The following is a 23,377-nucleotide window of genomic DNA, read 5'->3' as shown; positions in this document are numbered from 1 at the left end:
ATTACCAGCTCTCCACATCAAATGGTTCGAATCTGAACCGGAGTCAATGACGTGAAGGGAAAAATTCAGTAGAGATGAAAAGAATCTCGCTCAGAGGTCTCACGCTTGTCCGTTCCGCCGTCACGCTGGCCGTGGCGGCTCTCTTGTCTGTCCTGGTCACCGTGCCGGCCTCGGCCGCGGACCCGGTCGGCAGCATCACCGGTCTCGCCGGCAAGTGCGTGGACGTGGCCGCGGCCAGCAACGCCAACGGGACACCGGTCCAGCTCTACGACTGCAACGGCTCCGGCGCGCAGCAGTGGACCGTCGCCGGTGACGGCACCCTGCGCGCGCTGGGCAAGTGTCTCGACATCACCGAACGCGGTACCGCCAATGGATCCACCGTCCAGCTCTGGGACTGCGGTGGGGGCGCCAACCAGAAGTGGGTCGTCTCCGCCGCCAACGACATCGTCAACCCGGCGGCCGACAAGTGCCTGGACGTCACGGGCAACACCTCCGCCAATGGCGCACGTCTGCAGATCTGGACCTGCACCGGAGCGCCCAACCAGAAGTGGAACGCGCCGAGGGGTGGCAGCACGCCTCCTTCGAACCCGGGAAGCTTCATCGTCAGTGAGGCTCAGTTCAACCAGATGTTCCCGAGCCGCAACTCCTTCTACTCCTACAGCGGTCTGGTGGCCGCGCTGGGCGCGTACCCGGGCTTCGCCAAGACGGGCAGTGACACCGTCAAGAGGCAGGAGGCGGCGGCCTTCCTGGCCAACGTCAACCACGAGACCGGTGGTCTTGTCCATGTGGTGGAGCAGAACACCGCGAACTACCCGCACTACTGTGACCCGAACCAGTCGTACGGCTGCCCGGCCGGTCAGGCCGCGTACTACGGCCGCGGTCCGATCCAGTTGAGCTGGAACTTCAACTACAAGGCCGCGGGCGACTCGCTCGGCATCGACCTGCTGAACAACCCCTGGCTCGTCCAGAACGACTCCTCGGTGGCCTGGAAGACCGGACTCTGGTACTGGAACACCCAGAGCGGTCCCGGCACGATGACGCCGCACAACGCCATGGTCAACGGAGCGGGTTTCGGCCAGACGATCCGCAGCATCAATGGCTCGCTGGAGTGCGACGGCAGGAACCCCGCCCAGGTGCAGAGCCGTATCAACGCCTATCAGCGCTTCGTTCAGATCCTGGGTACCACCCCGGGCAACAACCTGAGCTGCTGACGTTCCGCCCGATCACTGGTGCGCAGTCCCGGCCTGCCGGGGCTGCGCACTTCTGTGTGCGGGCGAGGACGCCGTTCCTGACCGGCTGCGGATCGGTGCGCCGCGGGGCAGCGGCGACAGCGCTCGCCCGCGCGGGATCGTTCACAGAGTATTGACACTCTCTCAGCGTCGGCGTAACACTGGCACCGCTTTGGAGAGCGCTCTCCCAAGGAATCCCGGCTTCGCCGCCGATCACGGATCCGGCTCTCCGCGGTGCACCGTCCAGCTCCACTCTCCCCCCACCGCACACCCGACGTGTGCGGACGAAGAGCGGCATGGAGGTCCGCATGGCCGATAGATTCCGCAGAACCGCCCTGGTGTCCGCGTTTCTCGTCGCGGCAGCCCTGGCTCTGGTGGCCTTCGGGCTCACCGCGATCCCGGACGCCACCACCGCCACCGCCCAGGCCGCCGAGCCGCGGGCCGGCGCGGCGCACCTGGGACACAAGATGGCCCCGGCCGTCCCCGTGGCCTTCGGTGACGACCCCGACGGCGACGGATACATCCCGGCGAACCCGCCCGTGACCGGGGTGGTGCCGTCCACCGAGATTCCGCCGCACCGCTACTTCCACGAGTTCCAGGCGAACTGCTCGGTCTCGCACACCAGGCCCGACGACCCGATCGTCTACCCCGGTCAGCCCGGCGCTTCGCACGACCACACCTTCATGGGCAACACCACGACCGCCGCCAACAGCACCACGGCCTCACTGAACGGCGGCGGAACGGCGTGCCTGGCCCCGGGGGACAAGTCCGCCTACTGGATGCCGACCCTGTACAAGGGCAACCAGGAGATCCGGCCCATCGGTCCGCAGACCATCTACTACAAGTCCGGCGTCACGGACTACCGCACCGTACGGCCGTTCCCGAAGGGGCTGCGGTTTGTGGTCGGCAGCCCCACGCAGTCGGCCGAGCAGTTCCGCAACCACCCGGGCTGGGTGGAGGGCTGGGAGTGCGGGAACCAGTACAACAACACCGAATTCCCGGCGACCTGTCCCACCAGCGCCGATGTCCAGCTCAACCTCCGCTTCCAGGCACCCAGTTGCTGGGACGGAAAGTATCTGGACACGCCCAATCACCAGAGCCACATGGCCTATCCGGTCGCCCAGGGCGCCAACCAGGATGTCTGCCCCACCTCCCACCCGGTGGCTCTGCCGATGATCGAGTTCAAGATGGCCTGGCCCGTCAACGGTGATATGTCGCAGGTCAGGCTGGCGAGTGGGACGGGACACTCCTTCCACTACGACTTCTTCAACGCCTGGGACGACGCCACCCTGAACGCCCTGGTGCGGCACTGTGTCGTCGGGGCGCTCCAGTGCGACGCCCGGGGCTACGACCAGACCCATCCCGAGGCAGGCGCCGCGCTCAACGCGGACTACGAACTGCCCTGACCGGCGCGCTCTCCCGTACGGGCCTCTCACCCCCGTACGGGAGAGCGCTCTCCCACCTTCGGAGGAGACAGCACCTCATGTACCGACCAGCCATCAGAAAGCGGCGCGCGGCGGCTCCGCTCGCCGTTGTCGCTCTGCTCGCGGCGGGCGCCGTGGCCCTGCCGGCCCCGGCCGCGCACGCGGCCGGCAGCGTAGTCAAGGTCACCGGGTCGCAGGGAAACTGGCAGCTCACCGTCGACGGGGCGCCCTATCAGGTCAAGGGCCTGACCTGGGGGCCCGCCGTGGCGGACGCCGCGCGCTACATGCCCGACGTCAAGTCGATGGGCGCCAACACCGTACGGACCTGGGGCACCGACGCCACCACCAGACCGCTGCTGGACGCGGCCTCCGCCAACGGAGTCAAGGTCATCGCGGGCTTCTGGCTCCAGCCGGGCGGCGGCCCCGGCAGCGGTGGCTGCGTCAACTACCTCACGGACACCACGTACAAGAACGACATGCTCGCCGAGTTCCCCCGGTGGGTGGACACCTACAAGGACCACCCCGGCGTGCTGATGTGGAACGTCGGAAACGAGTCCGTCCTCGGGCTGCAGAACTGCTACAGCGGGACCGCGCTGGAGCAGCAGCGCGACGCGTACACCTCCTTCGTCAACGAGGTCGCCAAGAAGATCCACGCCGTCGATCCCAACCACCCGGTGACCTCGACCGACGCGTGGACCGGTGCGTGGCCCTACTACAAGCGCAACGCGCCCGACCTGGATCTGTACGCGGTGAACTCCTACGGCGACGTGTGCAACATCAGGCAGACCTGGGAGTCCGGCGGCTACACCAAGCCGTACATCGTCACCGAGGGCGGTCCGGCCGGTGAGTGGGAGGTGCCGAACGACGCCAACGGCGTACCCGACGAGCCCGCCGACACCGCGAAGGCGGCCGGCTACACCAATGCCTGGGGCTGTGTCACCGGACACCGGGGGGTGGCACTCGGAGCGACGCTCTTCCACTACGGCACCGAGTACGACTTCGGTGGCGTCTGGTTCAATCTGCTGCCCGCGGGCCAGAAGCGGCTCTCGTACTACGCGGTCAAAAGGGCCTACGGCGGTGACACCTCGCGCGACAACACACCGCCGGTGATCTCCTCGATGACCGTTGACGGAGCCGCGTCCGTCCCGGCCGGCCGGGAGTTCACCGTGCGCGCCGCGGTCGCGGACCCGGACGGCGATCCGCTCTCCTACCAGGTGCTGTTCGGCAGCAAGTACCTGGACAACTCCGGCCAGTTGACGGAGGTGCCCTTCACCGCGCAGGGCGGCGGGACGTTCAAGGTGACCGCCCCCGACCGGCTCGGCGTATGGAAGGTCTACATCAAGGCCACCGACGGAAAGGGCAATGTCGGCATCGAGACCAAGTCGTTCAAGGTGGTGCCGCCGCCGGTCGGCGGGACCAATGTCGCCAGGGGCAAGCCGGCCACGGCGTCCACCTCGCAGCCCACCGGCACGGGCTGTCCCTGCGTCGCGGGCAACGCGGTGGACGGGTCGCTCGACACCCGCTGGGCGAGCGACTGGAGCGACCCGCAGTGGGTCCAGGTCGACCTCGGCGGCAAGACCGCGTTCCGCCATGTCCAGCTCGCCTGGGAGACGGCGTACGCCAAGAACTACACCCTTCAGACCTCCGACAACGGCGTGGACTGGACCACTCTGCGGACCGTCACCGACGGCAACGGCGGGATCGATGATCTCGATGTCGCCGGAAATGCCCGCTATGTCAGGGTGAACGCGACCGTGCGCGGCACCCCCTGGGGATATTCGCTCTACGAGTTCGGCGTCTACAGCTGAGCTCGGGTGCCGCGCCGTCCCCTCCCCGCTGTCGGCGCGGCACAGCGGTCCGCGGCGGGCCATGTGCGTTCGTGGCCCGCCGCGGATTTCTGCTGTTCCGGGGAGCCGGCCCGGTCCGAGCGGGCCCTCCCGCCGGCTCCGACCGGGCCGAAAACATGTACCGCACCGGGCGCCGATCGGGCGCCGGTTGGTGCCAATCGGGCAGTGGCGCGTACGGCGGCGCCCTGGATCGCCGTGGTGACCAGGGCAGACGGTCTTGGCAAAACGGGCATGAACGGGCACAGTCGATGTTGCGAAGAGCCTGGTCGTGGCCGGTCCCTTGCTTGTACAAACGACGCATGAGCCCGAACGGGTGCTGAGCCGCAGCAAAGCAGGGAAGTGTGTCGTGGACACCGACGAACGCCGACGAGAAATCCTTGAGATCGCCCGACGTGACGGGTCAGTGGAAGTCACCGCGCTGGCCGGAAGACTCCGCGTGGCCAAGGAGACCGTCCGGCGTGACCTGCATGTCCTGGAGGAGCACGGGCTGGTGCGGCGCACCCACGGCGGCGCCTATCCGGTGGAGAGCGCCGGCTTCGAGACGACCCTCGCGGTACGGACGACCCGGCTCGTACCCCAGAAGTCCCGGATCGCGGCGGCCGCCGCCGATCTCCTCGGTGACGCGGAAACGGTCTTCGTCGACGAGGGCTTCACCCCCCAGCTCGTCGCCGAGGCCCTGCCCAGGGACCGGCCGCTGACCGTGGTCACCGCGTCCCTCGCCGTGGCGACCGGACTCGCCGACGCGGAGAAGATCGCCGTACTGCTGCTCGGCGGCCGGGTGCGCGGCTCCACGATGGCCACGGTCGACCACTGGACCACCCGTATGCTCTCCGAGTTCGTCATCGACCTGGCGTATGTCGGAGCGAACGGCATCTCCCGCGAATACGGCCTGACCACCCCGGATCCGGCCGTCAGCGAAGTGAAGGCACAGGCGATGCGCAGCGCCCGCCGCCGGGTCTTCGCCGGAATCCATACGAAGTTCGGCGCGGTCAGCTTCTGCCGCTTCGCCGAGGTCGGGGATTTCGAATCCATCGTCACGGACGCGGGGCTGCCCTCGGCCGAGGCCCAGCGCTACTCGCTTCTCGGACCGCAAGTCATTCGCGTCTGAGTCCCGTCCCACCCCTCCCGTGCGCCCCGGGCCCCACTCCGGCACCGCCGGCCGTCCTGCCGGCCGGGAGGCGGGGCAGGGACGTCCCAGAACCTCGCACACTCCACGCGAACCCGTACAAACACCCCCAGCTTCATCAACATCACAGAACCCGAAAAACCCTCAAATCTCTCAGGTTTTTGAGCCAACGAATGATCAGGAGAATCTCATGCCACTCCAGCAACGACGACGCGGAATCCGTGTACGCCTGGGCGCGACCGCGGGACTGGCGGCCCTGCTCGCCGGCTGCAGCGGCGCGGGCGGCGCCTCCTCCGGAGGGGACGAAACCCTCAACGTGCTCATGGTGAACAACCCGCAGATGATCGAGTTGCAGAAGCTGACCGCGGACAACTTCACGAAGGAGACCGGCATCAAGGTCAACTTCACCGTCCTGCCGGAGAACGACGTCCGCGACAAGATCACTCAGGACTTCTCCAACCAGGCCGGCCAGTACGACGTCGCCACCATCAGCAACTTCGAGGTGCCGTTCTACGCGAAGAACGGCTGGCTGCACTCGCTCGACGAGTACACGGCCAAGGACAAGGCCTTCGACCAGGGCGACATCCTCAAGCCGCTGCAGGAGTCGCTCACCGCGGAGGACGGCAAGCTCTACGCCGAACCCTTCTACGGCGAGTCGTCCTTCCTCATGTACCGCAAGGACGTCTTCGACGCCAAGAACCTGAAGATGCCCGCCAAACCGACCTGGCAGCAGGTCGCCGATCTCGCCGCCAAGGCGGACGGCGCGCAGAGCGGGATGAAGGGCATCTGTCTGCGCGGACTGCCCGGCTGGGGCGAGGTCATCGCGCCGCTGACCACCGTCGTCAACACCATGGGCGGCACCTGGTTCACCAAGGACTGGCAGGCGCGGCTCACCTCGCCCGAATTCACCAAGGCCACCCAGTTCTATGTCGACCTGGTCCGCAAGCACGGCGAGGCCGGCGCGCCCCAGTCCGGCTACGCCGAGTGCCTCAACAACATGACGCAGGGCAAGACGGCCATGTGGTACGACGCGACCGCCGGCGCGGGCTCGCTGGAAGCCGCCGGCTCACCGGTCAAGGGCAAGATCGGCTATGTGCCGGCGCCCGTGGAGAAGACGGACAGCTCCGGCTGGCTCTACACCTGGGCCTGGGGCATGCAGAAGGCCTCCAGCAAGACCGAGAGCGCGTGGAAGTTCATCTCCTGGGCCTCCAGCAAGGAGTACGAGAACCTCGTCGGCGAGAAGATCGGCTGGGCCAATGTGCCCGCCGGAAAGCGCGCCTCGACCTACGCCAACCCCGACTACCTCAAGGACGCGAGCGCCTTCGCCGAGGTGACCAAGGAAGCCATCGCCAACGCCAATCCGCGTGACCCGGGCACCCAGCCGCGCCCGACCGTCGGCATCCAGTTCGTCGACATCCCGGAGTTCACGGACCTGGGCACCAAGGTCTCCCAGGAGATCAGCGCGGCCATCGCGGGCAAGAAGTCCGTCGCCGAGGCGCTGAAGATCTCGCAGGGGCTCGCCGAGAAGGTCGCCGAGGAGCAGCGGTGAGCACCTCCGTCCCTACCCCCTCACTGTCCCCGGCCGGCGCGTCGCGCCCCTCCCCGCAGCGGCGGGCCGGCCGGGGGACTCCGGGACGGGCACGCGCCTGGGCCACCAGGGCGCCCCTGCTGCCCGCCCTGGTCTTCCTGGTCGCGGTCACCCAGCTCCCCTTTGTGGCCACACTGGTGATCTCGCTCTTCGACTGGAACTCGCTCGCTCCCGACGAGCGCTCCTTCGCCGGGCTCGGCAACTACGGATCCGTGTTCACCGATGCCTCGCTGCGCGACTCGGTGGTCACCACCGTGCTGCTCACCGCGACCGTCGTCATCGTCAGCGTGGTGCTGGGGCTGCTGCTCGCTCTGCTGCTGGACCGTAAATTCCGGGGCCGTGGTTTTGTCCGCACCCTGCTCATCACGCCGTTCCTGCTGGTCCCGGTCTCGGCGGCGCTGCTGTGGAAGCACGCGCTCTACAACCCCGAGTACGGCCTGCTGAACGGGGGGTGGGCCTGGTTCACCGGACTGTTCGGGGACTCCGCGCCCGGCCAGCCCGACTGGATCTCGGACATGCCGCTGATGGCGGTCGAGGCGTCCCTCGTCTGGCAGTGGACACCGTTCATGATGCTCATCCTGCTCGCCGGACTGCAGAGCCGGCCCGCCGAGATGATGGAGGCCGCGCGGCTGGACGGCGCGACCGCCTGGCAGATGTTCCGGTATCTGACCCTGCCGCACCTGCGCCGCTATCTGGAGCTCGGCATCCTGCTCGGCTCGATCTACATCGTGCAGAACTTCGACGCGGTGTTCACCCTCACCTCCGGCGGGCTGGGCACCGCGAACCTCCCCTACACCATCTATCAGACCTTCTACCAGGCTCACGAATACGGACTGGCCTCCGCGGCGGGAGTGGTCGTCGTGATCGGCACCATCGTGATCGCGACCTTCGCCCTGCGGGTTGTCTCGTCCCTCTTCAGTGAGGAGGCGAGCCGCGCATGAGCACCGACTCCGTCACGCGGATCCCGGCGACCACCGCCCCGGCGGCGCGCCGCCGCCTCGATCCGTACGCACCCGCCGCCCGGCGGGCCAGGCGGCGCTCCGCCGGACTGGGCCTGCTGGCCTGGATCGTCGGCATCGTCTTCTGCCTGCCGGCGCTGTGGATGCTGCTCACGTCCTTCCACTCCGAGGCGGACGCGGCGACCAATCCGCCGTCGTTCGCGGCGGGCCTCACACTCGACAGCTACCGGGTGTTCTTCGGCGCCGGGGGCGGGGCGAGCCCCTGGCCACCGCTGATCAACTCCTTGACCGCGTCGCTCTTCTCCACGTTGTTCGTGCTCGTCCTGGCCCTGCCGGCGGCGTACGCCCTCTCCATCAAGCGCGTGGAGAAGTGGACGGACGTGATGTTCTTCTTCCTCTCCACCAAGATGCTGCCCGTCGTGGCCGGTCTGCTGCCCGTGTACCTCTTCGCGAAGAACATCGGGATGCTGGACAACATCTGGCTGCTCGTCATCCTCTACACCTCGATGAACCTGCCGATCGCGGTATGGATGATGCAGTCCTTCCTCGCGGACGTGCCGGTCTCCATCATCGAGGCCGCGCAGGTGGACGGGGCCCGGCTGCCGACCGTCCTGGCCCGGGTGGTCGCCCCCGTGGCGGCGCCGGGCATCGCGGCCACCGCGCTGATCTGCTTCATCTTCAGCTGGAACGAACTGCTCTTCGCCCGGGTGCTCACCGGGGTGACGGCCCAGACCGCTCCAGTCTTCCTGACGGGCTTCGTCACCAGCCAGGGGCTTTTCCTCGCCCAACTGTGCGCCGCGTCCGTCGTCGTGTCCCTGCCGGTGCTCGCCGCCGGCTTCGCAGCCCAGGACAAACTTGTCCAGGGCCTTTCCCTTGGAGCTGTTAAATAATGAGGGCAGCGATCGTCGAAGCCCCCGGCAAGGTCACCGTGGCCACGGTCCCCGACCCCACCCCGGGCCCCCGGGACGTGGTCGTCTCCGTCGCCGCGTGCGGGCTCTGCGGTACCGATCTGCACATCCTCCAGGGCGAGTTCGCGCCCACCCTGCCGATCGTGCCCGGTCATGAGTTCGCCGGTGAGATCGTGGGCATCGGCTCGGAGGTCACCGAACTGTCCGTGGGTGACCGGGTCGCCGTCGATCCCTCACTGCACTGCCACGAATGCCGCTACTGCCGGGCCGGACGGGGAAACCTCTGCGACCGGTGGGCCGCCATCGGGGTGACCGAGCCGGGCGGTGCGGCCGAGTTCGCCGTCGCGCCCGTGGCCAACTGCGTGCGCCTGCCCGATCACATCGATGTGCGGGACGCGGCGCTGATCGAGCCGCTGTCCTGCGCGGTCCGCGGGTACGACGTCCTCAGCTCCACCCTCGGCGCCGAGGTACTGATCTACGGCTCCGGCACGATGGGCCTGATGATGCTGGAACTCGCCAAGCGCACCGGAGCGGCCGGCGTCGACATCCTGGACATCAACCCGGAGCGGCTGGCGACCGCCGCCAAGCTCGGCTGCTCGCGCTCCGCGGCCTCGGCCGAGGAGTTCGACAGGCCCGGCGGCTGGGACGTCGTCATCGACGCCACCGGTAACGCGGGGGCGATCCAGGACGGCCTCGGCCGGGTCGCCAAGGGAGGCACCTTCCTCCAGTTCGGCGTCGCGGACTACGCCACGACCGCGGTCATCGAGCCGTACCGCATCTACAACCAGGAGATCACCATCACCGGCTCCATGGCGGTGCTGCACAGCTACGAGCGGGCCGCCGCGCTGTTCGCCACCGGTGTGCTCGACCCCGCGGTCTTCATCAGCGACCGGCTGCCGCTGGAGCAGTACCCCCAGGCGATCGACCGGTTCAAGGCGGGCCAGGGCCGCAAGATCGTGGTCGAGCCGTGACCGCTGACCCGCGCGCGGGACGGCGGCCCGTCCTGGTGATGGGGGAGGCGCTGATCGATCTCGTCCCGTCGGCGGACGATCCGGAGACCCACCGCGCCCAGCCCGGCGGCGCCCCCGCCAATGTGGCTGCGGGACTGGCCCGGCTCGCCACACCGAGCTGGTTCGCCGGGGCGCTCGGCGGCGACGGCTTCGCCCGTGCCATCGAGCGGCGGCTGGTCTCCGCCGGCACGGAACTCGGCCTGTGCGCGCGCTCGCCGCTGCCCACGGCGCTCGCGGTCGCCGACCCGGGCCCGGACAGCACGGGCTACCACTTCCACCTCCAGGACACGGCGACCTTCCGGCTGGCGGACCGCGCCGCGGACGTGGACCGGTTCGGCGCGGTGTACGTGGGCGGGCTCGCGGCGGTCGTCGAACCGGCCGCCGAAGCCGTCGCGGCCACCGCCCGCGCCGGCGCCGAACGCTCCCTGCTGGTGGTGGACCCCAATGTGCGCGAGGACCGCACACTCGATCCGGAGCGGAGCGCGCGCCGGCTGCGTGACCTCTGCTCCCTGGCACATGTGATCAAGGCCAGCGACGAGGACATGGCCCTGCTCTGGCCAGGCAGCGCGCCCGGCGAGACCTGCCGGCGGCTGGCGGAGGAGGGCCGGCTCGTGGTGCTCACCCGGGGCGCCCGGGGCAGTACGGCCTACACCCGAACCGGCGAACCGGTGTCCGTGCCGGCGGTGCCCGTCGACGTGGTCAACACGATCGGCGCGGGTGACGCCTTCATGGCCGGGGTGCTCAACTGGCTGACCACCACCGGCGCGCACCTCGACGGCGGGCCGGACCGGCTGCCGCGCGACCAGGTGGAGGCGATGCTGGGCTTCGCCTCCCAGGTGGCCGCCTCGGTATGCGCCCAGACGGGCACGGAACCCTCGATGCCGGCCCGGATCTGACCGGGCGGAGACCACAGCGGTCGGGACCGGATCAGGACGGACCGGGCCGATACCGCCCCCCCCACAGGCCGGAGCCACCGCCCTTCCCCGAAAGGGCGGTGGCTCCGGCTGTTCTCCGGTGGGACGCGGCAGGACCCGTCCCACCGGGTGCGTGCGAGATGCTCTAGGAACGCTTGGCGGACGCCTCGCGGATGATCTCGGCGTAGCGGTGGCCGCTGCGCTTGATGGTGCGGCGCTGCGTCTCGTAGTCCACGTGGACCAGACCGAACCGCTTGTCGTAGCCGTACGCCCACTCGAAGTTGTCCATCAGCGACCAGGCGAAGTAACCGGCCAGCGGAGCGCCCTTCTCCACGGCCCGCGCGCACGCCGCCAGGTGCTCCTCCAGATACCGGACCCGTTCCGGGTCGTCCACGGTGCCGTCCGCCCGGACGGCGTCCGGGTAGGCGGAGCCGTTCTCGGTGATGTAGATCCGCCGCGCGCCGTACTCCTCGGTCAGCCGGAGCAGAAGCTGCTCCAGACCGTCGGCGTGCACCTCCCAGCCCATGTGGGTGTGGCGGCCGGCCACCTCGACCTGCTTGGCGAAGGGCGCGGGCCCTGTCGGGTCGTCCCGGACGACCTGGCGGAAGTAGTAGTTCAGTCCCAGCCAGTCCAGCGGCGCCGCGATGGTCTCCAGGTCGCCGGGGCGTACGGGCAGCTCCACGCCGTACAGGTCGACCATGTCCTGCGGGTAGCCGCGGCCGAGGATCGGGTCCATCCACCAGCGGTTGGTGTGGCCGTCCGCCCGGACGGCGGCGGCGCGGTCCGCGTCGCTGTCGCTGGCCGGCTCGATCGGGCTGAGGTTGTTCACGATGCCGACCCGGGCGTCCGAGGAGGCCGCGCGGATCGCCTGCACGGCCAGGCCATGACCGAGGTGCAGGTGGTACGAGGTGCGCACGGCGGCCGTGAGGTCTTTCAGACCAGGCGCCATCGTCCCTTCGAGGTGACCGATCCACGACGAGCACAGCGGCTCGTTGAGGGTCGCCCAGTCCTTCACCCGGTCGCCGAGACGCTCGGCGACGACCGAGGCGTACGCGGCGAAGTGCTCCGCGGTGTCCCGGGACGGCCAGCCGCCCCGGTCCTGGAGCGCCTGCGGCAGATCCCAGTGGTAGAGCGTCGCGAAGGGGGTGATGCCGGCTTCCAGCAGACCGTCCACCAGCCGGTCGTAGAAAGCGAGTCCGGCCTTGTTCACCGGGCCGTCGCCACCGGGCACGATCCGGGGCCAGGCCAGCGAGAAGCGGTAGGCGTCGACGCCCAGCTTCTTCATCAGACCGATGTCCTCGGGGACCCGGTGGTAGTGGTCACAGGCCACATCGCCGTTGTCGTTGTTGTCGATTTTGCCGGGCGTGTGGGAGAACGTGTCCCAGATCGAGGGGGCGCGGCCGTCCTCTGCCGCGGCTCCCTCGATCTGGTACGCGGCCGTGGCGACGCCCCAGGTGAAATCTGGCGGGAGGGCGCTCAGGTCGTTCACGGACTGCCTTTCTGGTGTGGTCACTTGACGGCGCCCGCGGTCAGGCCGGCGACAAGATAGCGCTGGAGGAAGAGGAACCCGACAACGACGGGCACGCTGACGACCAGCGACGCGGCCATGATCTGGTTCCAGTAGACGTCGTTCTGCGTGGCGTAGCCCTGCAGACCGACGGCGAGGGTGCGGGTGTCGTCGTTGGTCATGACGGAGGCGAAGAGGACCTCGCCCCAGGCCGTCATGAACGCGTAGACGGCGACGGCGACGATGCCGGGAACCGCGGCCGGCACCACCACCCTGAAGAGCGCTCCGAGCGGGCCGTTGCCGTCCACCAGAGCGGCCTCGTCCAGTTCCTTCGGGATGGAGTCGAAGTATCCGATCAGCATCCAGATGGAGAAGGGCAGCGAGAACGTCAGATAGGTGAGGATCAGTCCGCCGCGCGAGCCGTACAGCTCGATGCCCGTGGTGTTCCCGATGTTGACGAAGATGAGGAACAGCGGGAGCAGGAAGAGGATGCCCGGGAACATCTGGGTGGAGAGCACCGTCACGGTGAAGACCCGCTTGCCGCGGAAGCGGTAGCGGCTCACGGCGTACGCGGCGAACACCGCGATCACCACGGAGAGCACCGTCGCGGAACCCGCCACGATCAGCGAGTTCACGAAGTACTTGCCGAGCGGAACCGTCTTCCAGATGTCGAAGTACGGCCGGACGGTGAAGTTCGTCGGGAACCACTGGAACTTGCCGGAGACGTCCTGGAGCGGCTTCAGCGAGCTGCTGATCATCACATAGACCGGCAGCAGCGCGAAGATCGCCAGCAGTGTCAGGACAACACGGCGCGTCCACACGAAGGACTGCGGCGGTGCGATGGGAGACCTGGCACTAGACATCGGAGCCCTTCCTTCCGCGGGAGGTGACCAGCAGATAGACGGCCGTGACGAGCAGCAGGAAGAGCAGCAGCAGTACGGACATCGCGGAGCCGGTGCCGAAGTTCCAGGTCACGAACGACGACTGGTAGATGTGGATGGAGATCAGGTCCGCGGCCTCCGGCGCCGACTTCCCGAACAGCACATAAGGCGTGTTGAAGTCGTTGAACGTCCAGAGGAACAGGACGAGCACCAGCACCTGGTTGACCGGGCGCAGCGACGGCAGCGTGATCTTGCGGATCTGCTGCCAGATGCCCGCTCCGTCGATCGAGGCGGCCTCGTACAGCTCACGCGGGATGTTCTGCAGCGCGGCCATGAGCATCAGGAACGCGAACGGCCAGGACTTCCAGAGGGAGACGACGACCAGCGCGATGAAGCTGTTGTTGCCGATCAGCCAGAACGACGCCTTGTCGGTGAGCCCGAGCTGGTCGTGCAGGACGTGATTGATGATGCCGTTGTCGTGCTGGAACATGAATGCCCAGGTGATGACCGCGGCGTAGACGGGCAGGGCATACGGCACCAGGAAGATCGTCCGCAGGATGCTCCGGCCGCGGAAGTTCTCCTGCAGCATGATCGCCGCCGTGACACCGAACAGCCACGACAGCCCGACGGAGATCACGGTGAAGGCGCAGGTCACCAGGAACGAGTGGAGCAGCGCCTGACCGATCGGGGCGTCGAAGTCGATGGCGATCTTGTAGTTGTCGAACCCCGCGGACGGGGCGTTGCCCCAGTTCCGGATGAAGAACTGGGTGAGCTGACGGAAGCTCACCCAGATCCCGATGATCATCGGGATCAGGTGGACGAGCAGTTCGAGTACGACTGCGGGCAGCAGCAGGAGATAGGGCAGTCCGCCCTGGCGGATCCGGTCGGGGATGCGCGGAAACCTCTTCCGCGCACCCCCAGTGCCCCGGTTCTCTCCGCTGCCCGCCTTGTGCGCACGGCTCGGTGTCACGGTGGCGGTCATGGAGTGTGCCTCACTGCTGCATTTGCTGCTGGGCCTTGTTCAGGCGTTCCTTGACGGACTCGGTGGTGACCGGACGTCCGGCTGCGGCGTCGGCCCACAGCTCCTTGACGGCCGTACCGACCGTCGTCTCGAACTGCGACTCCGTGGGGACCTGCGGGAGCGGCGCGGCGCTGGTGGCCAGCGTGTCGCGGAGGACCTTCAGGTCGGGTGCGGAGAACGCCGCGTCGGCCTGGGCTGACTTGACCGGCGGGATGGAACCGAACGTCTTGTTGAGCAGCTTCTGCTCTTCGTCGCTCGTCACGAACTTCACGAACTTCTTGGCGCCGTCGATGTTCTTGGTGTTCTTGAACACCGCCATGTTGATACCGGCGACCATCGAGTTGATGTTCTGGCCGGCGCCCGGCGCACCCGAAGCGACGGGAACGGGCGCGACGCCCCAGTCCTCGGGCTTCATGCCCTGGGAGGCGAAGGTCGAGGCCGCGGCCTGCCACAGGACCATGGCCGTCTTGCCCTTGGCGAAGTCCGTGAGGGACTGGTTCTGGGCGTACTCCGCGTTGCCCGGAGCGATGATCTTGTCCTTGGCCATGAAGTCGACGTACTGCTTCACAGCGGCGACAGCGCCATCGGAAGTAAAGGTCGGTTTGCCCGACTTGTCGAAGAAGTCCGCTCCGTGCTGCTTGCCGAGGACAAACACCTGGTGGATGTTGTTCGACAGGTTACCGCCCTCGGCGCCGAGGGCCCACTTGTCGTCCTTGGAGATCTTCTTGCCGTCGGCGACCAGCTCGTCCCAGGTGGCCGGGGGCTTCGAGATACCCGCGTCGGCGAACATCTGCTTGTTGTAGTAAAGCGCGTAGGCCAGCGAGTACAGCGGCACGGCTGCGGGGTCCTGACCCTCCGCACCGGACGCGGCGACCGCGGAATCGACGAAGCGGTCCCGGCCGCCGATCGCGTCGAAGTTCTTCTGGTCCCACGGCAGCAGGGCGCCGGTGGCCTGAAGGGAGGCCGACCAGGTGTTGCCGATGTTCAGGACGTCGGGGCCCTGGCCGGAGGTGGTGGCGGCGAGGATCCGGTTGAGCAGATCCGACCACGGGATGACCTCGAGCTTGACCTTGATGCCGGTCTGCTGCTCGAACTTCTTGAGTTCGGGCGTGAGTATCTTCTTGTCCGCCTCGACGCTGGGGCCCTGGTTGGACGCCCAGTAGGTGAGGGTCTTCGGTGATTCGTTGCTGCCATTGTCAGACGAACCGCCACCGCATCCGGCGGTGACGGCTGCGAGGGCACTGACGATGGTGACTGCTGCTGCGGCTCTGGTTCTGCGCATGTGAGGTGGCCCCTTTCCGGGGGTGGCAGCGTTCGAGAGTCGAACGGCCTCCATGACTTAATTTATGACGTGATTTAAGAGGTGAGAGAAGGTCGCGTCAAGGTCTGAGGCCGGGGTATGTTGCGTCCACGGAAGGAGCATCATGGCAGAACGCAACAGACGTACGGTGCGTGACCTGCGACGGGGCAACCGGGCAAGGGTTGTGCAACGGTTGTATTTCGACGGTCCGCTGAGCCGCCAGGAGCTCGGAGCAGCGACCGGTCTGAGTTCAGGTTCCATCAGCAACGTCGTTGCGGAGCTCGCCGCGGAGGGCCTCCTCGAAGAGGCCGGAGTCGTCGATTCCGACGGTGGCCGCCCCCGTACCCTGCTGCGTGTCGCCCCGGACGGCGGCCTGCTCATCGGCATCGACATCGGGGAAACCCGGGTCCGTGTCGAGCTGTTCGATCTGTCCCTCACCGAGCTGGCCCGCACCGAGCGACTGCTGGCCCAGCACGGCTACGATGTCGAGCGCATCGTCTCCCATGTCCGAACCGGTGTCGCCGACGTGCTCCGTGATGCGGGCGCCGACCCTGAGCAGCTCCTCGGCATCGGCATCGGCGTCCCCGGCATCATCGAGAACGGTGGCCCGCACGGAGCCGTCGTCCATGGTCAGACCATCGGCTGGAGCGCGGTACCGTTCGAGAGGCTCCTCCGCGATGTCGTGGAAGTGCCCGCCGGGGTACCTCTGTTCATTGACAACGGTGCCAAGACCCTGGGACAGGCCGAGATGTGGTTCGGCGGCGGTCGCGGATCCGGGGCGGCGGCCATCGCGCTCATCGGCTCCGGCGTCGGCGCGAGCGTCATCCACGGCGGCGCGCTGGTCGAGGAGAGCGGGCGCGGCAGCGCGCTCGAATGGGGCCACACCACCGTGCACATGCGCGGGCGCCGCTGCCGCTGCGGCGCCATCGGCTGCCTGGAGGCGTACGCCGGAGCGGAGGCGTTGCGCGAGCGCTGGTACGAGGCGGGCGGGCCGCTCCCGGACGACGCGGACGACGAGACGGCGCTGGCCGCGCTGCTGGAGGCGGCCTTCCCCTCGGAGGAGGGGGTCAGGCCCGACCCGGTGGCGGTCTCCCTCCTCGACGACACGGCAGAATGCCTGGGCGCGGCGGTCGCCGATCTGATCAACCTCTTCCTGCCCGAGCGCATCCTGCTGGGCGGCTGGGCCGGTCTGCTGATCGGCCCGCACCTGCTGCCGGCGATCCGGCGTCACGCGGAGGCGTACGCGCTCAGCCACGCGGCCGGACGTACCACCATCGAGCTGGGGCAGCTCGGCCCCGACGCGGTCACCGTCGGCGCGGCCACGCTGCCTCTCGCCGCGTTTCTCGCGCGCGGGGGAAGCCGGCCGCGCGTCCCCGGGCCCGCCGGTCCCGCCGAGCCGGGCGGAGCGGCCCTGACCGGGCGGTGGCGGCGCCCCGCGGCGACCGCGGGGGAGCCGTCGGGCTGATCCGGCGGAGCCGGGCGGGACCGGCGGGATCTCAGGCCGAGTCGCGCACCACCAGCACGGGTTCGAAGATCACGGACGTGACCCCCCGGTCGGCGTCGGAGAGCCGGTCCAGCAGCAGCCGGACCATCTCGGCCGCCATGTCCTCCACCGGCTGTCTGATCGTCGTCAGCGGCGGCCGGCAGGTCGCGGCCGCGCTGCTGTCGTCGAATCCGATCACCGCGACATCCTCGGGCACCCGCTTGCCGTGCTCCCGCAGTACATGACAGGCGCCGACCGCCATCAGGTCATTGGCCGCGAAGACGCCGTCCAGATCGGGGTGCTCGGCCAGCAGCGTTTCCATGGCGGCCTCCCCGCTCTCCTGGGTGAACCGCCCCTCGGCGACAGGGATGTACGGGTGACCCCGGCGCGCCATCGTGTCGCGGAAACCCGTCAGCCGGTCCTGGCCGGCCGGGACGTCCAGCGGGCCGGCGATCGTGGCGATCCGCCGGCAGCCGCGCGCCAGCAGATGATCGGCGGCCAGCCGGGCGCCGTCCTGGTGCGCGAGGTCCACATAGCTGATCCGCACCGGCCGGGCCGGGCGGGCGTACAGCACCGCGGGCAGCCCGGCCTCCGTGATGAGCGCGGGCAGCGGATCCTCGCCATGGGTGGACACGACCAGCGCGCCGTCGACATTTCCCTGGCGGAGATAGGAGACGACCTCCTCGCGGGCGCGGGAGGTCTCGGCGAACATCAGCACGGGATACATACCGTGCGGGCGGAGGTAGTTGACGACCCCGGTCACCACGCGTCCGAAGAACGGATCGGCGAAGACCTGCGCGGTGAAGCTCCCGCCGGTGTGCTCGCCCCGGCCTTCGGACTGCCCGGTGCCGCTCTTGTGGCTTTTGCTCTCATTGCCCGGCTTGCCTGGATCGCCAGGGTTGTTGGGCTTATTGGGGTGTTTGGTGTGTGAGGTTTCTGAGGAGTCCGGGCCGCCGGGGTCCTCCGGGGCCGGCTCGTCTCCGGCCCCCGAGACCACCAGGGCGATCGCGTCGGTGCGGCGGGTGACCAGCGAGCGGGCCGCGCGATTGGGTGTGTAGCCGGTCTCGGCCACCGCCTTCCGCACGGACTCCTGTATCACGGCGTCGACATTGCGGACGCCGTTGATCACTCGCGAGACCGTGGCACGCGAGACACCGGCCGCCCGCGCCACATCCTCCAGGGTGGGTGCGCCGGCCGGTCGCAGATCTTCCGTCATGTCCCCAATTTACAGTATGAAGGGAGAGCGCTCTCCGTGGTTGGCCCAGGTGAGCGCGGTGATGTCGCCGGCCGGACGGCGGTCGCGGCGAGCGGCGGATCGCCGGCCGAAACGGCCTCCGAACAGCGCGAAATCACCCGGTGACCGCGCCGAGCCCGCCGGCCGGTCCGGCGTGTGTACGCCAGTCGCTCGCTCCGGCCGGCGCCCGCACCTTCGGCCGGAGAGCCGGTCTCCCCGGCGGATGGCCGATCTCGTCCCCGGTCATGCCGGTCCCTGGTCACCCCGGACCGCTCACTGGGAGAGCGCTCTCCCAGCGCCCCCGCACAGGCTCTCCGGAGGGCGCGGGCCCTGTCAATGGCGGCCAATCCGCCGTTCTGGCGGCGCGCCGGGGCCGGGGATGGCACGCTGAGTTCCGAGAGCGGCCGGAGGGCGGGCCGGGGCCTTGTCATCTCCCGTGCCCAGCCCCTACGTTGTCCGCTCGCGACGTGTCCTACCTGCCAGTGGGGAGCCACATCATGGCCGCATCCGGACGGCACCGCAGATACCAGCCGAGTCGTATCAACCGCGCCTCGCTGACCGTCACGGCGGGTGGCGCGGGAATGGCGCTGCCGCTCATCGCCGCCGGATCCGCGCACGGCGCGTCGGTGGATGTCTGGGAGAAGGTCGCGGCCTGCGAGTCGACCGGCAACTGGCACATCAACACCGGTAACGGCCACTACGGCGGGGTGCAGTTCACCCAGGCCACCTGGGAGGCGTACGGCGGCGGGAAGTACGCGGCGCGCGCCGATCTGGCCGACAAGGACCAGCAGATCGCGATCGCGGAGAAGGTCCTGGAGGGGCAGGGCCCCGGTGCCTGGCCCACCTGTTCGGTCCGGGCCGGGCTGACCAGGGGCGGGGACACGCCGGACATCACGCCGGAGAGGGCCCGCGAAGGTACCGCCGAGCCGAAGGCCCAGGGCGGTGTCCAGGCCAAGGCGCGGGGGAGCGAGCAGAGCCGGCCGCAGCGGACCGCGTCGCCCACCAGCGTGCCGACCCAGCGCGAGGGCTACACCGTGGCGCGCGGAGACTCGCTCTCCGAGATCGCTGTCGACGAGTCGGTCCGGGGCGGCTGGCAGCGGCTGTACGAGGAGAACCGCCGGGTCATCGGCAGCGATCCCGATCTGATCTTCCCCGGCCAGAAGCTCGTTCTCCGAGTCCAGACGCCGCCGAAGGGCAGCGCCGCCGCTCCCGCCGCACCGCCCAGGGAGCAGGCGAAGCCCGCGCCGGCCGAGAAGCCCCGGCAGGCCGAGAAGCCGGCACCGGCCGAGAAGCCCAGGCAGGCAGCCAAACCGAAGCAGGAGGCGAAGCCGAAGCAGGCCGCCAAGCCCAAGCAGCAGGCCAAGGCGCCGGAGCGGGCCGAGCAGAAGAAGTCACGCGGATTCTCCGCCCCGGTCTCCGCCTCCACCGGCACGCCCTACCACAAGCCCGGATCCTGGGCCAGCGGCTATCACACCGGTGTGGACTTCCCGGTCCCGACCGGCACCTCCGTGAAGGCCGTCGCCGCCGGGCAGGTGATCTCGGCAGGCTGGGCGGGCTCGTACGGCTACCAGGTCGTCATCCGCCATCCGGACGGCAAGTACAGCCAGTACGCGCATCTCTCCGCGCTCAATGTGCGGGAGGGCCAGCAGGTCGGCGCCGGCCAGCGGATCGCCCGGTCAGGCTCCACCGGCAACAGCACGGGACCGCATCTCCACTTCGAGGTGCGTACGGGGCCGGGTTACGGCACCGACATCGACCCCCTCGACTACCTCCGAGCGGGTGGCGTCCCGGTCTGAGGACGTACCGGGGCGTGGCCCGGCGCCATGCGGGGACCGGCCGGCCCCGGTCCTGGACGAAGACGACTCCGACTCGTCACGCGGGTCGCCGGGCCGCCCCATGGTGAGCAGGATCAGTCCGCCGGCCGTGAGGGCTCCGGCGCAGAGCGCGAGCACCGTCCCCGTCACGCCGTACCGGAACTCCTCGCCGAAGAGAGTGAGGCCCACGGCCGCGGCCACCACCGGATTGACGACCGTCACGGTCGCCAGCGGGGCCGCGAGCCCGGCGCCCCGGTAGGACGCCTGGGAGAGCAGCAGCCCGACCACCGCGAGGACCGCGATCACCAGCAGGTTCGGCACCTGCGCCGAAGGGCTGCCGGAGGTCCAGTCCACCGCCACGGTCTTGGTGAAGACCGAGGCGATACCGAACGCGGCGCCGGCCGCGGCGGCCAGCAGCACACTCCGTACCGCGGGCCGGCCCACGAGCTGGGCGGTCAGGAAGAGCAGCCCGACCCCGCCGAAGGTCGCACCGGCCAGGATCAGCCGCTCCGCTCCGTCCAGCGAGCGGGGATCCGTGCCACCGGTCAGGGCGAGCAGACCGGCCAGTCCCACGGCCGCCATGATCGCGCCGCGCCAGGCGGTGCGGCCTGCCCTGCGGCCCACGAAGAGCGCCGCCATGGGCAGCGCGAAGACGATGGTGAGCGCACCGAGCGGCTGTACGAGGCTGAGCGGTCCGTAGGCGAGCGCGGCGACATGGAGGACCGCGCCCACACCGTTCAGCGACACGGCCGCCCACCACATCCCGTGGTGCAGAGGCGCGTAGGGGCGGTCGGGTGTGTTCGCCGCGACCCGTTCCTGCAGGATCGCGCCGGACGCGTAGGCGACCGCGGAGACCAGCGAAAGCAGAACGGACAGCGCGAGGGCACTCATGCCTTCCACGATCTCTCGTCCGGGCGGTTGAGTCGTCGTCCTGAAGAGGTCAATCCGGCGTACTGCTGTTGTAGTACGGGACCGGACCGGATGTCCTCCCTCGGGCGGTAGCCCAGGTCGGGGGAGCGATCGACCCGTGACCGGAGGCCCTTGTGGTGCCGGTGAAGCGGCAGCGGCCGGTGGGGTCGCGAGGACATGAGACGGTCCGGGCGGCGGCATACGACGGACGAGGAGGAGGAACAGTGGACCAGGCGGACCAGGCGGACCAGGGCGCCCGGCCGGCTTGCGCGGACCGGGTCGGCCCGGTCGGTCTCGCAGAGGTCGCCGCGGTGGGCGGCTTCTTCGCGCTGCGGACCGGGACGCCCGGCGACGGGCAGGTCCCGCTGGCCGGGATCTACGCGGGCGGCATCGCTCCGCTGACGGCCCGGGTCGACAAGGTCGGGGCCCGGCTGCGCGCACCGGAGCGCCGGATCGCCGCCTCCATGGCGCAGCTCGGATTCGCCGCCCGGCTCTGGTCGATCGCGGTCGGCTGCGCCGTCCTGGGCGGCGCCGTCCCTGACCTGGCCCCGGAGCGGCTGCACTGGAATCCGGACGCGACCTCGCCCCACGACTTCCTGCTGGCCGGACTCCGGTGGCTGCCCGGCACCGCGGAGAGCGTCCGCGACGTGGTGCAGCACGGGCATCTCGTCCCGCTCGCCGAGGCCCTGCGGCGAGACGGCCATGTCTCGCCCCGGTTGCTGTGGGGAAACGCGGGCTCCGCGCTCGCCGGAGCCGTACGCGAACTGAGCGGCTGGGCGGAGCGGCACGGGAGGCCGGAGGCGGCGGAGCGGGCGGGCGCGCTCGCCGCCGAGCTCTTCCGCCACCCGGACCTGTCCGCGACGGGCGGTACGGTGGCCGGGGCGTTCCGGCGCCGCAGTTGCTGTCTCTACTACCGCTGCCCGGCGGCCGGGCTCTGCGGAGACTGTGTCTTCGACCGGGCGCCGCAGCGGTCTTCCGTACAGGGGGTTTCCGGGTGACCATGTCAGGGCTGCGATCGCCGGACGAGGGCGGGGGTATGGCGTGAAAGTGGGGCTGCTGACCCGGGAGTATCCGCCGGATGTCTACGGCGGCGCGGGCGTCCACGTGGAGTTCCTGGCACGGGAGCTGCGTCGGCTGGCCGACCTGGAGGTGCACTGCTGGGGCGAGAGCGAGAGCGGCGCGCCCGGGGAGGCGGGGGTGGTCCGCCACCGGGCCGCCACCGGACTCGACGGGGCCAATGACGCGCTGCGCACCTTCTCGGTGGACCTGTCGATGGCGGCCGCGCTCGACGGACGCGAGCTGGTCCACTCCCACACCTGGTACGCCAATCTGGCCGGCCATGTCGCCAAGCTGCTGTACGGCATTCCGCATGTGGTGACCGCCCACTCCCTGGAGCCGCTGCGCCCCTGGAAGGCCGAGCAGCTCGGGGGCGGCTACGCGCTGTCGAGCTGGGCCGAGCGCACGGCCGTCGAGGCCGCCGACGCCGTCATCGCCGTCTCCAGAGGAATGCGCGACGACATCCTCGCCTGCTATCCCGCCCTCGATCCGGCCCGGGTGCACATCGTCCACAACGGCATCGACACCCACCTCTACCGCCCGGACCACGGCACCGCCGTACTGGAGCGGATCGGCCTCGATCCCGACCGTCCCTTTGTGCTCTTCGTCGGCCGGATCACGCGCCAGAAGGGCGTCCCGCATCTGCTGCGCGCCGCCCGCGCGCTCGACCCCGACGCCCAGCTCGTGCTGTGCGCTGGCGCGCCGGACACTCCGGAGATCGGCAGGGAGTTCCGTGAGCTGGTCGAGGAGCTGAGGCGGACCAGGGACGGCGTGTACTGGATCCCCGAGATGCTGCCCCGCCCCGATGTGGTCCAGCTCCTCACCCACGCCGCGGTGTTCGTCTGTCCCTCGGTGTACGAGCCGCTGGGCATCGTCAATCTGGAGGCGATGGCCTGCGGGACCGCCGTCGTCGCCTCTGCGGTCGGCGGCATCCCGGAGGTCGTGGACGACGGGAGTACGGGGCTGCTGGTGCCGTACGACGAGCACGCCCCGGACACCTTCGAGTCCGGACTCACCGAGACCCTCAACCGGGTGCTCGACGATCCGGAGTCGGCGGCCCGGATGGGGGCAGCAGGACGGGAGCGTGCCGTACGGGAATTCGGCTGGGATCAGGTGGCCCGCCGTACGTACGAGGTGTACCAGGAGCTTCTCAAGTCCGAATAGAGG

General features: G+C 69.4%; 19 protein-coding genes. 13 read left to right on the top strand and 6 right to left on the bottom strand.

Annotation, left to right across the window (positions count from 1 at the left end; all coding sequences use genetic code 11):
• The first annotated feature begins 74 nt into the window (after nt 1–74).
• From ABZ707_RS27810 to ABZ707_RS27770, 9 genes are all read left to right on the top strand, one after another.
• Entirely contained in the window at nt 75–1,211 is a 1,137-nt protein-coding gene (locus ABZ707_RS27810) for a glycoside hydrolase family 19 protein (protein ID WP_360180069.1), read from the top strand.
• Nucleotides 1,212–1,537: 326 nt separating this feature from the next.
• Entirely contained in the window at nt 1,538–2,635 is a 1,098-nt protein-coding gene (locus tag ABZ707_RS27805) for a DUF1996 domain-containing protein (RefSeq protein WP_360180067.1), read from the top strand.
• A gap of 77 nt (nt 2,636–2,712) precedes the next feature.
• Nucleotides 2,713–4,461 carry a discoidin domain-containing protein gene (locus ABZ707_RS27800; RefSeq protein WP_360180065.1) on the top strand — a complete coding sequence of 583 codons (1,749 nt, stop codon included), beginning with the start codon at nt 2,713–2,715 and terminating at the stop codon, nt 4,459–4,461.
• A gap of 385 nt (nt 4,462–4,846) precedes the next feature.
• Entirely contained in the window at nt 4,847–5,608 is a 762-nt protein-coding gene (locus tag ABZ707_RS27795; RefSeq protein WP_360180063.1) for a DeoR/GlpR family DNA-binding transcription regulator, read from the top strand.
• Between the two features lie 208 nt (nt 5,609–5,816).
• Entirely contained in the window at nt 5,817–7,175 is a 1,359-nt protein-coding gene (locus tag ABZ707_RS27790) for a sugar ABC transporter substrate-binding protein (protein WP_360180061.1), read from the top strand.
• Nucleotides 7,176–7,198: 23 nt separating this feature from the next.
• Nucleotides 7,199–8,155, top strand: a complete 957-nt coding sequence (locus ABZ707_RS27785; RefSeq protein ID WP_360180113.1) for a sugar ABC transporter permease — start codon at nt 7,199–7,201, stop codon at nt 8,153–8,155.
• Entirely contained in the window at nt 8,152–9,063 is a 912-nt protein-coding gene (locus ABZ707_RS27780; RefSeq protein ID WP_360180059.1) for a carbohydrate ABC transporter permease, read from the top strand. Before ABZ707_RS27785 ends, ABZ707_RS27780 begins: the two co-directional genes overlap by 4 nt.
• Entirely contained in the window at nt 9,063–10,052 is a 990-nt protein-coding gene (locus ABZ707_RS27775) for a zinc-dependent alcohol dehydrogenase family protein (protein ID WP_360180057.1), read from the top strand. Before ABZ707_RS27780 ends, ABZ707_RS27775 begins: the two co-directional genes overlap by 1 nt.
• A 38-nt stretch (nt 10,053–10,090) precedes the next feature.
• Nucleotides 10,091–10,987, top strand: coding sequence for a PfkB family carbohydrate kinase (locus ABZ707_RS27770; protein WP_360180111.1), 897 nt, complete (start codon nt 10,091–10,093; stop codon nt 10,985–10,987).
• A gap of 163 nt (nt 10,988–11,150) precedes the next feature.
• On the opposite strand, the gene ABZ707_RS27765 is transcribed toward ABZ707_RS27770, so the two are convergent.
• The 4 genes from ABZ707_RS27765 to ABZ707_RS27750 are packed head-to-tail and all read right to left on the bottom strand — an operon-like array spanning nt 11,151 to nt 15,696.
• Entirely contained in the window at nt 11,151–12,494 is a 1,344-nt protein-coding gene (locus tag ABZ707_RS27765; protein ID WP_360180055.1) for a GH1 family beta-glucosidase, read from the bottom strand.
• Nucleotides 12,495–12,514: 20 nt separating this feature from the next.
• On the bottom strand, nt 12,515–13,375 hold the full coding sequence (locus ABZ707_RS27760) for a carbohydrate ABC transporter permease (protein ID WP_360180053.1): 861 nt from the start codon (nt 13,373–13,375) through the stop codon (nt 12,515–12,517).
• Nucleotides 13,368–14,375: a sugar ABC transporter permease gene (locus tag ABZ707_RS27755; protein ID WP_360180051.1), complete on the bottom strand. Its 1,008-nt coding sequence runs from the start codon at nt 14,373–14,375 to the stop codon at nt 13,368–13,370. Before ABZ707_RS27755 ends, ABZ707_RS27760 begins: the two co-directional genes overlap by 8 nt.
• A 10-nt stretch (nt 14,376–14,385) precedes the next feature.
• On the bottom strand, nt 14,386–15,696 hold the full coding sequence (locus ABZ707_RS27750) for a sugar ABC transporter substrate-binding protein (RefSeq protein WP_360180049.1): 1,311 nt from the start codon (nt 15,694–15,696) through the stop codon (nt 14,386–14,388).
• A 142-nt stretch (nt 15,697–15,838) separates the two neighbouring features.
• On the opposite strand from ABZ707_RS27750, the gene ABZ707_RS27745 reads away from it, so the two are divergent.
• Nucleotides 15,839–17,179 carry an ROK family transcriptional regulator gene (locus tag ABZ707_RS27745; RefSeq protein ID WP_360180047.1) on the top strand — a complete coding sequence of 447 codons (1,341 nt, stop codon included), beginning with the start codon at nt 15,839–15,841 and terminating at the stop codon, nt 17,177–17,179.
• A 31-nt stretch (nt 17,180–17,210) separates the two neighbouring features.
• On the opposite strand, the gene ABZ707_RS27740 is transcribed toward ABZ707_RS27745, so the two are convergent.
• Entirely contained in the window at nt 17,211–18,413 is a 1,203-nt protein-coding gene (locus tag ABZ707_RS27740) for a LacI family DNA-binding transcriptional regulator (protein WP_360180045.1), read from the bottom strand.
• 515 nt (nt 18,414–18,928) lie between these two features.
• On the opposite strand from ABZ707_RS27740, the gene ABZ707_RS27735 reads away from it, so the two are divergent.
• Nucleotides 18,929–20,227, top strand: coding sequence for a peptidoglycan DD-metalloendopeptidase family protein (locus ABZ707_RS27735; RefSeq protein WP_360180043.1), 1,299 nt, complete (start codon nt 18,929–18,931; stop codon nt 20,225–20,227).
• Here ABZ707_RS27735 and ABZ707_RS27730 read toward each other — a convergent pair.
• Nucleotides 20,108–21,136: a DMT family transporter gene (locus ABZ707_RS27730; protein WP_360180041.1), complete on the bottom strand. Its 1,029-nt coding sequence runs from the start codon at nt 21,134–21,136 to the stop codon at nt 20,108–20,110. The two genes, ABZ707_RS27735 and ABZ707_RS27730, sit on opposite strands and share 120 nt — an antisense overlap.
• Nucleotides 21,137–21,465: 329 nt before the next feature.
• Here ABZ707_RS27730 and ABZ707_RS27725 point away from each other — a divergent pair, with 329 nt between their 5' ends.
• Together ABZ707_RS27725 and glgA are read left to right on the top strand one after the other, a co-directional pair.
• Nucleotides 21,466–22,152, top strand: a complete 687-nt coding sequence (locus ABZ707_RS27725; RefSeq protein WP_360180109.1) for a (2Fe-2S)-binding protein — start codon at nt 21,466–21,468, stop codon at nt 22,150–22,152.
• Between the two features lie 43 nt (nt 22,153–22,195).
• Nucleotides 22,196–23,374, top strand: a complete 1,179-nt coding sequence (glgA, locus tag ABZ707_RS27720) for a glycogen synthase (protein ID WP_360180039.1) — start codon at nt 22,196–22,198, stop codon at nt 23,372–23,374.
• Nucleotides 23,375–23,377: the final 3 nt, after the last annotated feature.

The organism is Streptomyces sp. NPDC006923 (genome assembly GCF_040635655.1).
Classification (GTDB): domain Bacteria; phylum Actinomycetota; class Actinomycetes; order Streptomycetales; family Streptomycetaceae; genus Streptomyces.
This window is presented reverse-complemented; position numbering and strand designations above follow the sequence as displayed.